The organism is Microcoleus anatoxicus (assembly GCF_042465725.1).
GTDB lineage: Bacteria > Cyanobacteriota > Cyanobacteriia > Cyanobacteriales > Microcoleaceae > Microcoleus > Microcoleus anatoxicus.
Genome location: NZ_CP120853.1, coordinates 4688219 through 4702570 on the forward strand (window position 1 = coordinate 4688219; position 14352 = coordinate 4702570).

Annotated in this window: 17 protein-coding genes; 12 read left to right on the plus strand and 5 right to left on the minus strand. The window is 45.5% G+C overall.

Annotated features, from left to right (window positions below; all coding sequences use genetic code 11):
* Window positions 1-42: 42 nt before the first annotated feature.
* On the minus strand, window positions 43-972 hold the full coding sequence (gene crtB / locus P2A85_RS20405; protein ID WP_377475156.1) for a 15-cis-phytoene synthase CrtB: 930 nt from the start codon (window positions 970-972) through the stop codon (window positions 43-45).
* Between the two features lie 93 nt (window positions 973-1065).
* A complete protein-coding gene (gene pds, locus P2A85_RS20410; protein ID WP_371116187.1) occupies window positions 1066-2439 on the minus strand; it encodes a 15-cis-phytoene desaturase in 1374 nt (457 codons plus the stop codon).
* A 646-nt stretch (window positions 2440-3085) separates the two neighbouring features.
* On the opposite strand from pds, the gene P2A85_RS20415 reads away from it, so the two are divergent.
* Window positions 3086-3727, plus strand: coding sequence for a restriction endonuclease subunit R (locus P2A85_RS20415; RefSeq protein WP_377475158.1), 642 nt, complete (start codon window positions 3086-3088; stop codon window positions 3725-3727).
* Between the two features lie 144 nt (window positions 3728-3871).
* On the opposite strand, the gene P2A85_RS20420 is transcribed toward P2A85_RS20415, so the two are convergent.
* Window positions 3872-4810, minus strand: coding sequence for a ribonuclease Z (locus tag P2A85_RS20420; RefSeq protein WP_341732230.1), 939 nt, complete (start codon window positions 4808-4810; stop codon window positions 3872-3874).
* A 418-nt stretch (window positions 4811-5228) separates the two neighbouring features.
* On the opposite strand from P2A85_RS20420, the gene P2A85_RS20425 reads away from it, so the two are divergent.
* Complete coding sequence (locus tag P2A85_RS20425; RefSeq protein WP_377475160.1) at window positions 5229-6404, plus strand: SpoIID/LytB domain-containing protein; 1176 nt, start codon at window positions 5229-5231, stop codon at window positions 6402-6404.
* Window positions 6405-6429: 25 nt separating this feature from the next.
* Window positions 6430-6867, plus strand: coding sequence for a hypothetical protein (locus P2A85_RS20430; protein WP_377475162.1), 438 nt, complete (start codon window positions 6430-6432; stop codon window positions 6865-6867).
* Between the two features lie 148 nt (window positions 6868-7015).
* Here P2A85_RS20430 and P2A85_RS20435 read toward each other — a convergent pair whose 3' ends face one another.
* Window positions 7016-8326 carry a hypothetical protein gene (locus tag P2A85_RS20435; protein WP_377475164.1) on the minus strand — a complete coding sequence of 437 codons (1311 nt, stop codon included), beginning with the start codon at window positions 8324-8326 and terminating at the stop codon, window positions 7016-7018.
* A 403-nt stretch (window positions 8327-8729) separates the two neighbouring features.
* On the opposite strand from P2A85_RS20435, the gene P2A85_RS20440 reads away from it, so the two are divergent.
* The 3 genes from P2A85_RS20440 to P2A85_RS20450 all read left to right on the plus strand — a co-directional run bounded on the left by P2A85_RS20440 (window position 8730) and on the right by P2A85_RS20450 (window position 11355).
* Window positions 8730-9251: a photosystem I assembly protein Ycf3 gene (locus P2A85_RS20440; protein ID WP_377475166.1), complete on the plus strand. Its 522-nt coding sequence runs from the start codon at window positions 8730-8732 to the stop codon at window positions 9249-9251.
* Between the two features lie 155 nt (window positions 9252-9406).
* The gene (gene gatC / locus P2A85_RS20445; RefSeq protein WP_377475169.1) at window positions 9407-9688 is read left to right on the plus strand and encodes an Asp-tRNA(Asn)/Glu-tRNA(Gln) amidotransferase subunit GatC; all 282 of its coding nucleotides are present in this window, start codon (window positions 9407-9409) and stop codon (window positions 9686-9688) included.
* A gap of 44 nt (window positions 9689-9732) precedes the next feature.
* The gene (locus P2A85_RS20450) at window positions 9733-11355 is read left to right on the plus strand and encodes a GUN4 domain-containing protein (protein ID WP_377475171.1); all 1623 of its coding nucleotides are present in this window, start codon (window positions 9733-9735) and stop codon (window positions 11353-11355) included.
* 67 nt (window positions 11356-11422) lie between these two features.
* Here P2A85_RS20450 and P2A85_RS20455 read toward each other — a convergent pair whose 3' ends face one another.
* Window positions 11423-11653, minus strand: coding sequence for a hypothetical protein (locus P2A85_RS20455; protein WP_377475173.1), 231 nt, complete (start codon window positions 11651-11653; stop codon window positions 11423-11425).
* Here P2A85_RS20455 and P2A85_RS20460 point away from each other — a divergent pair.
* The 6 genes from P2A85_RS20460 (at window position 11643) to P2A85_RS20485 (ending at window position 14164) form a co-directional block, all read left to right on the plus strand.
* Complete coding sequence (locus P2A85_RS20460) at window positions 11643-12056, plus strand: hypothetical protein (RefSeq protein WP_377475175.1); 414 nt, start codon at window positions 11643-11645, stop codon at window positions 12054-12056. The genes P2A85_RS20455 and P2A85_RS20460 overlap by 11 nt on opposite strands.
* Window positions 12053-12535 carry a type II toxin-antitoxin system HicB family antitoxin gene (locus P2A85_RS20465; RefSeq protein ID WP_377475177.1) on the plus strand — a complete coding sequence of 161 codons (483 nt, stop codon included), beginning with the start codon at window positions 12053-12055 and terminating at the stop codon, window positions 12533-12535. The genes P2A85_RS20460 and P2A85_RS20465 overlap by 4 nt, the downstream gene beginning before the upstream one ends.
* A 195-nt stretch (window positions 12536-12730) precedes the next feature.
* On the plus strand, window positions 12731-12976 hold the full coding sequence (locus tag P2A85_RS20470; protein ID WP_377475179.1) for a hypothetical protein: 246 nt from the start codon (window positions 12731-12733) through the stop codon (window positions 12974-12976).
* Window positions 12977-12978: 2 nt separating this feature from the next.
* Window positions 12979-13398 carry a putative toxin-antitoxin system toxin component, PIN family gene (locus P2A85_RS20475; RefSeq protein WP_377475181.1) on the plus strand — a complete coding sequence of 140 codons (420 nt, stop codon included), beginning with the start codon at window positions 12979-12981 and terminating at the stop codon, window positions 13396-13398.
* Window positions 13399-13438: 40 nt separating this feature from the next.
* Window positions 13439-13684, plus strand: coding sequence for a hypothetical protein (locus tag P2A85_RS20480; RefSeq protein ID WP_377475184.1), 246 nt, complete (start codon window positions 13439-13441; stop codon window positions 13682-13684).
* Window positions 13685-13762: 78 nt separating this feature from the next.
* Window positions 13763-14164, plus strand: coding sequence for an endonuclease domain-containing protein (locus P2A85_RS20485; protein WP_377475186.1), 402 nt, complete (start codon window positions 13763-13765; stop codon window positions 14162-14164).
* Window positions 14165-14352: the final 188 nt, after the last annotated feature.

The window sequence follows — 14352 nt, forward strand, 5'->3', positions numbered from 1 at the left end:
GTCCCAGCAGACTGGGACTAAGATATCAGCAATATCATTGGGCTAAAGAATTTTGGATTTCAGCCAAGCGGCGGGGAGACACTGCAATTTCTGAAAATTGGTAACGTAGGCCCGCTTCTGGAACACATCGTACTGATTGCGTTCGATCGCATTTAAGATTCTGCTATAGAGCATGGTAGCAGCCCACACAGTCCAGCGGATATCGGGACTGAGCACTTTGATTCCCGGTTCGGCGCTAGCATATAATTTGCGAGCTCGCTGAATCTGAAAGCGCATTAATTCTCGCCAGCGGTTGTCAATTACGCCGTTGAATAAGTCTTCTTCGGTGTAGTTAAACAGTGCTAAGTCTTCTAGGGGAATGTAAATGCGGCCGCGGCGGGCGTCTTCTCCGACATCGCGCAGAATGTTAGTTAACTGTTTGGCGATACCAAGGGCGATGGCTTCTTCTTTGGGAATTTTATTACCCCAGTGCCAATTCCAGTTAGCAGCGGGATTCGATTCGTCCACACCCATCACAGACATCGACATCATCCCGACAGTACCGGCTACCCGATAACAGTAAAGATTGAGCTCTTCAAAAGTTTCGTACCGGCTGCGGTACAAGTCCATTTGTTGGCCGGCAATCATCTCTCGAAAGGGTTGAATGTCGATCGGGAAACGAGACAACGTATCTACCAAAGCTACGTCGTAGTCGTCGTGGGGGTGGCCGGCAAACACTGATTCTAGGCGTTTTTCCCACAGATTGAGGGTTTCAGGGGTTGTTGCATCAGAACCGGGCCCGTCTACGAGTTCATCGGTGCGGCGGCACCAGACGTAAATCGCCCAAATCGCCCGACGCTTGGCTTCGGGCATGAGTTGAGTGCCTAAATAAAAATTTTTGGCATAACTCGCCGTGACTTGGCGACAGAGTTCGTAGGATTCATCCAAAGAAGCCAGAGTTCTCATGCACTGGAGTTTTGACAGTTGCAGCATCCGAGAATAAGAAATTTAAAGATTAGAACTGACACTCCCCCGTCTAGAAAAACGGGAGATTCTTTTACGTCTTTATGAAAAATTCTTAATTTTTCATTTTTTATTTGCCGTTGAAATAGCCTGCGCTGTCAGCTTACCAGAAAGCACGGCACCTTCCATGCTCGCAAGATAACGCTGCATCGTATAATCCCCCGTTAGATAGAAATTGCTAATGGGAGTTGTTTGTGAGGGACGGCAATCCTGGCGGCCGGGGGTGGCTTTGTAGACGGAACGAGGGGTTTTGACTACGTGATATTTGAGCAGTTTAGCCGGTGCTGGGATTTGATCGGGAAAGAGTTTTTCTAACTCGACCATTGTGGCTGCGACGATATCTTCGTCAGATTTGCCGATCCAGTCTTTGGCCGGTGCTAAAACCAGTTCCAGCATTGATTTGTCTGGGTTGGCATATTCGCGGCAGGTGTTGCTCATGTCGGCGTAGACGCTTAGCAAGGGCGATCGCGAGAACAGCAAGTGATCGATGTCGGTTAATTTGCGATCGAACCACAAGTGTACATTGATTACGGGTACTCCCTCTAAGCCTTCGAGCTGTTTGAAATAGTCCATTTTGCCCCAAGGTTCCGGCATCATCAGCTTCAGGGGGTCTACGGGCATGGCAGAAACGTAGATATCGGCTGTCAGAATTTCGGACTCTGCCCCTTTTATCCCCCGAATCTGGAACCCACGCACCGTGTTGTCATCGTTGAGCAAAAACTCTCCGATTGGTGCATTCAGCCGGACTTCGCCACCGCGCTCAGTTATGTAGTCTACCATTGGCTGACACAACCTCTCCGTGGGGGAACCGTCTAAAAAGGCCATTTTCGAGCCATTTTTCTCTTGCAAGAAGCGGTTGAGGGCTGTCAGCAGTATGGTTGCGGATATTTCGTGGGGATCGATGAAGTTGAGCGCCTTGGACATGGCGATGAATACTTCTTTTTCGACTCTGGGGGGGACGTTTTGCTTTTTCAGCCACTCGGAAAAGGAGTATTTGTCCATTGCTTCGACGTATTTTTGACCCTGAAGCATCGCCGGAATTAAGCCGATGCCAAAGCTGATTTTTTCGGGCCAGGTGAGCATATCGTTGTTGCCCAGGATGGCTGCTACGCCGTTGAAGGGGGCGGGGATGTCGGGAAAGTCAAAGCGGGAATAGGTTCCGGGGGTTTCTGGTTGATTGAAAATCATGCTGTGCTGTTTCCATTGCAGCCTGTCTTCAATATCAAGTTCTTTGAAGAGTTGGAGCATATTGGGGTATGCGCCGAAGAAGATGTGGAGGCCGGTTTCGTACCAGTCGCCATCTGCATCTTTCCAGGCGGCTACTTTGCCGCCGAGTACGTCTCGACTTTCTAGGACTATGGGGGTGTGGCCCGCGTCGGTAAGATATTTAGCGCAGGAAAGTCCTGCTAAGCCTGCTCCGGCGATCGCAACTCGCATTTGATATTACTTGGCCTCTGTGTTCGCTTCGTTTTCATTATACTTTACAACTCGTTACAATATTTTGGGGAATTGGGGCGGGTGGAAACGGCGCTGCCCAAGGAGTGTCAACTTAAGACTCGTTGCACAGTCCGACAGGGAATTAATTCCCTGTCTCATAGCTAAAGTCCTCGCTATGAGGACTGAATAACTCATCAGTCCTCATAGCGAGGACTTGTGCTTTGTGAGGCTCGGTTTCAACCCTTGCCGGACTGCGGGTCTGACCTTAAGTGTCCTAGGGCGTGTTTTCTCTCCCCGGAGATCCCCCCAACCCCCCTTAAAAAGGGGGGAGAAAGAAGCTCTTTCGTCCCCCTTCTTAAGGGGGATGCGAGGGGGATCTCCGGGTTTGATGGATCAGGCAATAAAACACGTCCTAGGGCGTGTTTTCTCTCCCCGGAGATCCCCCCCAACCCCCCTTAAAAAGGGGGGAGAAAGAAGCTCTTTCGTCCCCCTTCTTAAGGGGGATGCGAGGGGGATCTCCGGGTTTGATGGATCGGGCAATAAAACACGCCCTAGTGCCCTATGTCCTAGCAAACGGAATTAACGAAAATATAGCAATTATTGCTATAATAAATTATGATAAAATTTGGATAAATTGCTTAAATTTATGGTACAGACCATTCAAGCTAGAAATGTCGCGCTGAATGACTTAGAAACCCAATTCAAAATAGAGTGGGTTGAAGATGATGACCAATTCTTTCGCGAGTGGCAAGATGATTTACCGGAAATCACTGATTATGAAAAACAGCGATTAGACAGAGTGAAAGCAAGTTACAGGAATTTGCTCAAACGTCCCCCACTTCTAGAAAATACAGTCAAAATGGTAGTGCTGTCTCCGTTGTTGGATTTAGCGGATTTTTATCTTGCTCCTTTTCACGTTACTTCAGAAAAGTCTGTAGAAATTATTGACGAAGATGAAGGAATGATCGTGAGGGGACAGTTGGATGTTTTGGCTTTGTTTCAGGAGTTTTGGGTAGTAGTTGTCGAGTCCAAGCAAGCGGCGTTTTCTTTGGAAGTAGGGATTCCGCAGTTACTGGCTTATATGTTAGCTAATGTGACGGGCGATCGACCTACTTACGGATTGCTAACGAATGGGGCAGATTTTCTGTTTGTAAAGTTAGTTAAGGGAGAAACAACACAGTATGCTTTTTCTCGGAAGTTTTACCTTTTTAATCCAGGGAACGAGTTGTACAGCGTACTTAGTATTTTGAAGCGTCTCGGTGAGTTGAATATTGGCAATTTGGCTTAGTAGGGGGTTCAGAAACCGGGTTTTTTTACGAAAATATTGGTTTTTCATCGGCAGATTCAGTAAAAAACCCGGTTTCTTTACTTGGAGTGCATAAGTCCTGAGATAGATGATTCCAGGTTCTCCCAGATTATGCTGAGTTCCACTCTAGTTGGAAACTGGTCTGGGTACTTCGTAGGTCAAAAAGTCATAGGCCATTTTTGTATTCGGAAAAATAGCTTGGGCTTCCTTGAGCAAATCATCTAGGACGATGGGATTTCCCGGAGCGTAACGGGGACTAAAATGGGTCATAATTAGCTGTTTCGCCCCAGCACTCAAAGCCACTTGAGCAGCCATTGTCGAAGTTGAATGGAGGCGATCGAAGGCCATTTGAGCATCTTGATGAGCAAAAGTAGCTTCATGCACTAACAAGTCCGCATCTTTGGCCAATTCCACAGCACCGTCACAATAAACTGTGTCGGTACAATACACAAATTTCCTACCGATTTGATCGGGCCCACAAAAATCAGTGCCTTTAAACTCCCGCCCATCCGATAACTTAACTGTTTTTCCTTGTTTTAATTCGCCGTAAATAGGCCCGGAAGGAATACCGACTGCCTTCGCTTTTTCGACATCAAAATGTCCGGGACGGTCTTTCTCGGTTATGCGGTAGCCAAATGCAGTAACTCGATGCTTCAAAGGGCCGCAACTCACAATATATTCGTCATCTTCATAGATGACTCCTGGATGACTTTTGTGGACTTTCACTGGGTATGAAAAATGGGTTTGGGAATAGCGAACTCCAGCTTGCAAATATTCTTCAAGTCCCGGAGGCCCGTAAATATCGATGCGCTTGACATTCCCCGCTAAACCGCAGCTAGCCAGCAAACCCATTAAGCCGAAAATGTGGTCGCCGTGTAGGTGGGTGATGAAAATGCGGGTGAGTTGGCTGACTTTGAGCTCGCTGCGGAGGAATTGGTGCTGGGTTCCTTCGCCGCAGTCAAATAGCCAGAGTTCGGCTCGCTGGGGCAAGCGGAGGGCGATGCTGGAAACGTTGCGCGATCGCGTGGGTACGCCTGAGCTAGTTCCGAGAAATGTAATCTGCAAGAGTCAAATCACCTCAATTTAAAGTTAAAAAATATGTTACATATATCCAGAGTGCGGCTAATCCGACCTTCAGGAAATGCCGATCGACAGGAATTGGGATAAATCGCTGTTCCTGGGCAGGGCTGTTTCATTCTCAGATAAATCATCGTTTTGTAGGGGTAGTGCCCCCGTGCCTACCCGCCCCCACCGACAATTTTCCGTCATTTCAGGCATTGGGGCAACCACGGGGGGATTGCCCCTACAAAGAATGAAACAGCCCTGTGTTCCTGGGAGGATCTACTCGCTCAAATCATTTTTGACGCGCGCAGAGAGTGTTAAACCCAATTCTAACGTTTTCTTTCGGCTATTCCCTTGCTTTTTCCCTTGGCGAACCATCTCGAACTTGAAAATTTGTACATAACAGGAGGAAAATTATCAAATGCAGCCAGGAGTGTTCTTTGCTTCCTTTGTTTCGACATTAGGAAAACGCTATTTTTGGATTTCGCTGTTGTTTTGGCTGGTAATGGTAGCCCCAGCACAGGCGGCGTTGATCTTGCGAGTGGCAATCCAAGACGGGGCAAGTCAGGTAAGAGTTGGCAGTTCCACTAAGGCTGCAATCCGGGATGGTAGTGGCCGTAATTTGGGTGAGTTGACGGCAAACAGTGCTTCGTCTGCTCAATTTCGATCGGGAAAAGTGACCATTGGCTCCTGGGCTGCCAATCAAATTTGGATCGAGCCGACGGGGAACGGTTATGTTTGGATTGGCGATCGATGGTATCGGGGACGCACTCTTGTGACTCCGCAAAAAAATGGCTTAACTGCCGTCAATTACGTTGATATCGAACAGTATCTCTACAGCGTTCTCGGCGCTGAAATGAGTGGCAATTGGCCTCAAGAGGCTTTGAAAGCCCAAGCCGTCGCCGCCCGTTCCTACGCTATCCACCAACGCCTCAAAAGCGAAACCGACCTTTACGATGTAGATGCTACTCAATTTTCCCAGGTTTATAAAGGACTGCAAACAGAATCTTCGGGTACTTACTCTGCCGTGGATGCCACCACGGGTCAAGTTCTTACCTACAACAGTCAAATTATTTTAGCGGTATTCCACTCTGCTTCTGGGGGACATACTGAGAATGTTGAGGATGTTTGGACAGAAGCGTTGCCTTATCTGCGGGCTGTTCCCGATTTTGACCAAGGGGCACCGGTTTACCAGTGGAAAGAAAATTTTACACAGGCTCAAATCAGCAATCGGATTTCTGGCGTTGGTAATGTGATCTCCATGAAACCTGAACGCACGACGGCCCATGGTAGCGTGATTACGATGAAAGTAGTCGGAGATGGCGGTTCTAGGGTGATGACTGGTGCGGATCTGCGTCGGGTGCTGAATTTGAGGAGCACTCGCTTTACGGTGATTCCTCAGTATGGGGGGATTTTTAGTGGCAGAAATAGCGGTAAGCCTCCGACGGGGTTTCAAATTGCTGGTAAAGGTTTTGGTCATGCTGTGGGCATGAGTCAGTGGGGCGCGTACAATTTGGCAAGGCAGGGATATGGCTACCAGCAGATTTTGCTCCACTATTATCGGGGTGCTTCTTTGGCTAGAATTGCTGTGCAGTAATTGGTAGGAATTGGTTAGTGGTTGAATGACTAAATACAGGATTTATATGCAGAAGTGGGAGTATTTATTGGTGGATGCTAATATGTATCCTTTTGGTAATAAATTGATTAGTTTATATGTCAATGGTGAAGAACAACGAGAGTGGAAACAAGGATTTTTACATTTATTTATTAATGAATTGGGGGATGAGGGCTGGGAACTTGTGGCTCTCCGTCATGACTCGAAGTATGACCAGAATAGTTTGATTTTTAAACGCCCTAAAGTGGTTAAAAAATTGAGGAAGATGCCCGATTATTCGGCGGTTGAAACCGCGACTACACAAACAAAGGAAATTCCGGCGGTTGAAACCGTGGCTACGCAAACCAAGGAAATTCCGGCGGTTGAAACCGTGGCTACACAAACCAAGGAAATTCCGGCGGTTGAAACCGCGACTACACAAACCAAGTCCACCTCCGTGGACTAACTAACAAAAAATTCGGAAATTCCGGCGGTTGAAACCGCGACTACACAAACCAAGTCCACCTCCGTGGACTAACTAACAAAAAATTTGGATAGTTTGCGTAGTGTTGGTAAAAAATCTGGACTTCTCGTCGCCGAGGCTACCTGATGGATTACAAATTTTCCGATCGCCCAATCCGTTTTTGCCACTCCGCATCTATCTTGGCTGACTGTTCTAGTTCTTGCGCTGTTAATTCGGTTTCTGTGGTATAAGCTAAATCTTGTCCATTCAAAATGTTTTCTGCTGCAAATTCGCGGGCATAGGCAAGTTTTTTTTGTAAGTTAGCATCGGGTTGATTTAATAACATTGCTCGCTGCTGTCGCTCTTGATTGCGGGCTGCGATGCTGCTATTTTTCCACTGAATCCAGAAGTAGCGAATTAGGGGAATTGTCAGAAATCCGACACCGTAAATCAGCAGCATTGGATAGATAGTGGCGACTAAACCGACCAATCCACCGCCGATCGCACTTTTAGCTAATAAACTCCCTAAAACTAATGCACCTACTAAATTCACCGCTCCCAAGCCTGCTGCGAGCATGATTTGTCCAGAACTAGCGTGGCTGAAACGCCACAACATTTCTCGCAAATAAGCTGCTACTGGTTCAGAATTTCTCTCAGTCGCGGTGGTTTGCAATTGCGGGAAATGATAGACTATTTGCCCTTCGGGACTGACTTCGGGACGGCCGTCAAAACGGGCTAGGGCTGGTAACATATACTCTTCGTATTCAAAGGCGTATCCCTGTCCGAGGTTGTCGAGATAGGGCGCAATTTGTTCGGCTGCGATCGCACCTTTGTTGTTCCGAATAGTCGCGGCAATACTGCTCCACTTACGATCTTCTAAATTATAATTGGGATTGCCATCTCCAAATAGAAAGGAGAAAACTGATTCTAGAAAACTCATTTCGGGTTTTTGGCCTGTTGAGCGCGATCGCCTTTGGTAGTAAGGTTCGTCTTGATTCCAGTAAAATAGCCAAATTAAGTCGTTCGAGAAGTAGGGAAAGAAGGAAAAGCCACCGCCGCTGTTGCCCCCTCCGCCTCCACCTCCATCATTGTTGTCGTTATTGCTCAAAACCGAAATTGCGACGAATATCGCCACAAATATTAAGATGATAGAAGCTACTAAAACTATGCCAAAAGATATCCGAATCAGGTAAAATAGAACCCGCCAAATTTTTTGCCACCATTCCTCTAACTGCAACCGTAAAAATTTGTTGCGTAAAATATCTTGAAAGTTTTTGGGAAATAGGTAAGCAATATCGCCGGATTCTGCTACTTGCAGGTGGCCACCTGCTTCCGAGGCTAGGGTTAAGAGTTCTCGTTCGGCAAAATTGACATCTAGTCCAGCTTTTGCCGCCACGTCTCCAACCGTAACGCGGTAGCCAAGTTCTGTGACGGCTTGCATAACCTTGGGATTTGGGGCCATGTCTTTCTCTTTGTGAAAATTACCCGGTTATTTTCAATTATAGGTTGCCAGCCTTCAAACTGGTTTATACCAGGAGAATTCAGGCTGTTTGGAGGCTGACCTTGACTTTGGTGCAAAATGTTGGTAGTGTTTGGGCGCATGAGTTTTGAGTAGTATCAAACATTAGTTGAACCTAGAAAAGTTAATAAAAGTTTAAATAAGTCTAAAAAATAGGTTTTTTGCAATTTTTGCAAGAGTTATTTAAAATAGATAGGACTTCCCCGTGTTTTCAGGTTTACAGTTGAGTCTCAAAAGTCTTTTGAGACTCATCGGTGCTAATATAAACCAAAATAGTGCCACAACTCTTAATAGGAAAACTTTACCGACTAATTTATAGGATTAGTCATCAACCAAAGAATCACATATGCCAAGAACTCAACGCAACGATAACTTTATTGACAAAAGTTTCACGGTAATGGCTGATATCATCCTCAAGATTATGCCAGCCAAGAAGCAGGCGAAGGAAGCTTTTGCTTATTACCGAGATGGTATGTCGGCTCAATCTGATGGCGAATACGCTGAAGCTTTGGACAATTATCAGGAAGCGCTGAAGCTGGAAGAAGATCCTTACGATCGCAGTTATGTTTTGTACAATATGGGGCTGATCCATACCAGCAACGGGGAACACGACAAAGCTTTGGAGTATTACAGCCAAGCTCTAGAACTCAATCCCAGAATGCCACAAGCCCTAAATAATATTGCTGTGATTTATCACTATCAAGGGGAAAAAGAAAAGGAAGCTGGGAATCTGGAAGCGGCGGAAGGGCTGTTTAATAAAGCAGCCGATTATTGGAAGGAGGCTATTCGCTTAGCACCGAACAATTACATTGAAGTGCAAAATTGGCTGAAAATCACAGGTCGCTCCCAGATTGATGTGTATTTTTAACTATGATGGGAATGGGGAATAGGGAATCGGTAATGGGGAATCGGTAATAGGTAGTAGTTTTTTTAATAACCCATCTCCACCTTCCAATTCTCAATTCCCAATTCTCAATTCCCAATTCCCAATTCCCAATTCCCAATTCCCAATTCCCAAATTTTATGATTGATAAAGAAGAAGTTCGGAAAGTAGCAAAGTTAGCGAGATTGGAGTTAACTCCTGAAGAAGAGGAGCAGTTTACTGGTCAACTCAACGGCATTTTGGATTATTTCGAGCAGTTGAGCGAACTGGATACAAGTAAGGTAAAACCGACAGCACGGGCGATCGATGTTAGTAATGTAATGCGATCGGACGATTTGCAACCTTTTGGCGATCGCGAAAGTATCTTAGCTGGATCTCCCGATCGCGATGGCGAGTTTTTCAAAGTACCTAAAATCATGTAGGGCTTAACAATCCCAAAACAGAAACCGGGTTTTTTCGACAATACTTGATTGCAGCCCAAAACCTCCGAAAAAACCCGGTTCCTGAACTTCACCCAAAGCCTCAAGAAAAATTCCCCCATCTCAGCTATAATCAAAACCATCCCCTCCATCCCCACACACCCGCCATGAGGCACTGGCAGCCCGGACAACAAATCCACAACAACAAATACATCATCGAAGCCATCCTCGGCGGCGGCGCATTCGGCGTCACCTACCGCGCCCAACAACCCAAAGAAGGCAAAGTAGTCGCCATCAAAACCCTAAACGCCAACGTTCAAGGTAAGCCAAACTTTCGCGAATTACAAACCAAATTTGTCAACGAAGCATTATCTTTAGCCAAGTGCAGCCATCCCCACGTCGTCCAAGTTTACGAAGTATTTCCCGAAATGGCAGGAAATATCGAATTGTGGTGCATGGTGATGGAATTAATCGACGGCACTAATTTAGCAGAATATCTCGAAGATAACGGCATTTTGTCGGAAGCAAAAGCTTTGCCAATTATTCAACAAGTCGGAAGCGCCTTGAGTTTTGTCCACCAGCAGGGATTTACTCACCTGGATGTTAAACCGCAAAATATTATGTTAAGAACCCCCCCCAACCCCCCCTTGGTAAGGGGGGGAGTAAGAGAAAATTTCCCCTTCTCTTCTCCCCCCCTTAATAAGGGGGGCCAGGGGGGTTCTTCTCCCCCCCTTAATAAGGGGGGCCAGGGGGGTTCTTCTCCCCCCCTTAATAAGGGGGGCCAGGGGGGTTCTTCTCTTGCTAAGGGGGGCCAGGGGGGTGCTGTTTTGATTGATTTTGGCTTGGCGCGGCAGGTGACAGCGCCGGGTAAATTGCGGACAAATAGCAATTCCGGGACTGAGTGTTACGCACCCATTGAATTATTAGAAAAACGCGCTGAACTTGGTGCTTATACAGATGTTTATTCCCTCGCAGCAACGCTTTATGTGATGTTGACTGGTGAGTTGCCGTTTCCGTCGCAATTCAGGAAGCAAAATATTCCTTTAACTCCGCCAAAGCAATTCAATTCTGAGATTAGCGATCGGGTGAATGCCGCTATTATCAAAGGGATGGAGTTGGAACCGCAAAATCGCCCGCAGTCGGTGCAGGAATGGTTGGATTTGCTGATACCGAAACCAGCGGCTGCTGAGACTACGCGGGTGATTTCAGCCGTGGGGATGGATTATATAAACTTGCGGAATTTATTGGCGGCCAAAAAGTGGCGAGAAGCCGATGAGGAAACGGCGCGAGTGATGTTGAAGGTGGCGGGTAGGGAGAAACAAGAATGGCTGGATACAGAAAGTATTGATAAATTTCCCTGCGAGGACTTGCGAACGATTGACCAACTTTGGGTAAAATACAGTAATGGGCGCTTCGGCTTTTCAGTGCAGAAGCGCATCTATCAAAGTCTGGGTGGAACCAGAGAATATGATGATAAAATTTGGGAAGCGTTTGGCGACAAGGTAGGCTGGGGAAAAAAGAACGAAAGGCTGTACTACAACGACCTCACTTATTCAGAGAAAGCACCAGAAGCTCACCTCCCGTTTGTGGGGATGGAGATGGTATTCGTTTTAGATGTTGTAGAATTTATGATTAAGGTTTTCTCTCGCGTCGAGACTTGTAGACTGTAACATCTAAGCGTTACAGATTTTTATTAAGACTTGTGAACTAGACTTTTTGAATGAAGCCATGCCTGTTCTACGTTTCCGATACCTGGCACTCGCTATCATCAGTTTCCGGCTCGTTCTTCGTAGTTTTTTGTAGTATCTGCCCCGCTATTTGCGGGTTGTAACAATTAGCAAAAATGAACTTTTCAGCCACCTCGATAACTTCTCCTGATACCTCCAATTCCCCCCAAGGCAAACATTGCCGCCAGCCGTAGCTGCCGTATTTACCTAGTATAAATTCATAATTACAAATGATAGACAAAGGTGCAACAAGTGGCAGACCTTTCAATTCCTCAAAAGCTGGCGGAAAGATTCTCAACTTATCTTATCAAAATGTTAAAATTACTGATCAAGGCGTTGCCTTAGTTGAAGCTCATGTTCGCAGATTTAATCCAGTTGGTGAAGCTGAGCTAAGAATGGTAGAAAGGTTAAGAAGTATTGCCACTGAAACCCTTGTCCCTGAGCCTGTTGATTTGCGCTTTTATACTCACGAGTTGCGCGAGTATTTGAGGTATAAAAAACTAGGCTATCCAACAGGACAACCAACAAACCCGGACGACGCTTATGAACTATGGAACAACGCTCACACAGCTACCCTTGAAGATTATAAACTAAAAGAAGGATTCGGCGTTTTATTTCATCCTAGCGTAGAGGACTTTTTATGAAAAACCTAACTCAATTAACTCAGCTTGAATTAGTCTTGCTGGAATTAGTAGCTAAAGGTCAAGGAAAATGGAGTTGGTACGAACTCGCCAATGCACTTTCGCGCCGAGATGTACCGCGAGAACCTGACATGATGGTTGTCTTGAAAAAATTAGCCGTTGATGGTTTGGTTAAACGAGATATAGAAACCAATTCACCTCGCGACAGATGGGAATTAACCTCGGTAGGCTCTATTGTACTAACAGATGCAAAAGCAGATAATCAAAGTAGAATTATACGTTATGCTATTGCGATTGAGAGAGCAGAAAGCAATTATTCTGCTTATGTTCCAGATTTACCAGGATGCGTAGCAACAGGTGCAACTATCGAAGAAGCAGAACAGCAAATTAAAGCAGCAATAGTTTTTTATTTAGAACAGTTGCGTCAATCTGGTGCGTCTATTCCCGAAGCTAGGACTTTATGCAAATATGTTGAGGTTTAACATCTTAATTTTATAACTCCTAAGATTATAGGATTTACGCACTGGGGCCAAAGAAACCGGGTTTTTATTTAATTTGTCGGCTGGAACCAAATATTGTCGTCAAAAACCCGGTTTCTGAACTCCCATGCGTCCAAGACTATAGCTGTTTGTGTTATGATATATTGAAAAAGCAGATTTTTACTGACAGGTAAATCGATGTCAACATTAGCATTATCTTTAACCTATACACAACTCCTAGAATTAGTCCAACAACTTCCTAGCGAAAAACAAGCAGAATTGTGCGAATTTTTACTAAAAAGTAAGTGGGGCTGGTTAAGTAACTTTACTAAAGATAGCGAAGCAAACGCACGAATGGCTTGTTGGAAGCGCGGCAAAGATTGGGATACGATGACTGAAGAAGAACGCGAAGAATTTATTGACGATGTTTTACACGAAGCTTAATCATGTTACCTATAGTCGTATTTGATACGAATATTTTAATCTCTGCCACTTTATCGCAGAGAAGTAATCCCTATCGGTGTCTACAACTTGCCAAGGATGGTTTAATACAATCTGTAACTTGCAGAGAAATCCTTGATGAATTTCAAGAAAAACTGCTCTCAAAATTTGACTATTCGCCCCAGGATGCTCAATCAACTACGGATCGGGTACTCGATTATTCTCAGCTAGTGAATATCACCAATAGCCTGAAAGGTATGTGTGCCGATCCTGACGATGATATGGTGCTAGAATGTGGTGTAGTTGCCAATGCAATTTATATTGTGACAGGTGATAAACATTTACTATCTTTGGGCGATTATCAAAGTATTATAATTCTCAAAGCTACAGACTTTCTGGCTAGTATACAAGAGTTCCAAAACTAGAAGCGAACGGCAAATGTTCGATAAAATACGAGGTGAATCGATGCCAACATTAACATTCACATTAACCGATGAGCAAGTAATTGAATTAGCTCAAAAATTACCCGATCGCAAAAAACACGAATTATTAAAACTATTGCTGATGCAGCCTTGGGAATCTTGGGCAAAGTTAACTCATGATGGCCCAGAAAAAGCGCGACAGGCTGCGGCACAAAGGGGAAAAGACTGGGATGGAATGACAGAGGATGAACGGGAAGAATTCATTGATGAATTATTGCATGAGGACTAACTCTTACTCCCCCCCTTAGCAAGGGGGGGCTGGGGGGGGTTAAAATACCAGCAACCCACAATAAAATCCCATACAACAATGACAATACTCTACAACAAAAGCTCAGAAAAATTCAAGCGACAGAAGCTTCGCAGAGAGATGACAGAAGCTGAAAAGCAGCTCTGGAAACGTATCAGAAACAGACAGCTTGAGAATTGTAAATTTCGCAGACAATACAGTGTAGCAGCATTTGTGCTAGATTTCTATTCACCAGAAATCAAGTTAGCACTGGAAGTTGATGGTGACAGTCATTTTGTAGATGGCGCTGTAGAATATGATGCGGAAAGGCAAGAGTTTATTGAGTCGGCAAGGATTAATTTTTTGAGGTTTACTAATGATGATGTTTATCATAATTTGCATGGGGTTTTGGAGGTGATTGTGGAGGGGATTAAATCGTTGAGAACATCGGGTGTTTTACCCCCCCCAGCCCCCCCTTGCTAAGGGGGGGAGCAAGAGTTAGCCCCGAACTTTGGGGGGAGCAAGAGTTAGGAGGGTAGATTAGATTTAATCGTTTATTGCATCTACTCTTTTACCCCCCCCAGCCCCCCCTTGCTAAGGGGGGGAGCAAGAGTTAGCTCTTTGTTAAGGGTTGGTAGCAAGAGTTAGTATTTTACTAAAGGTGGGTGCAA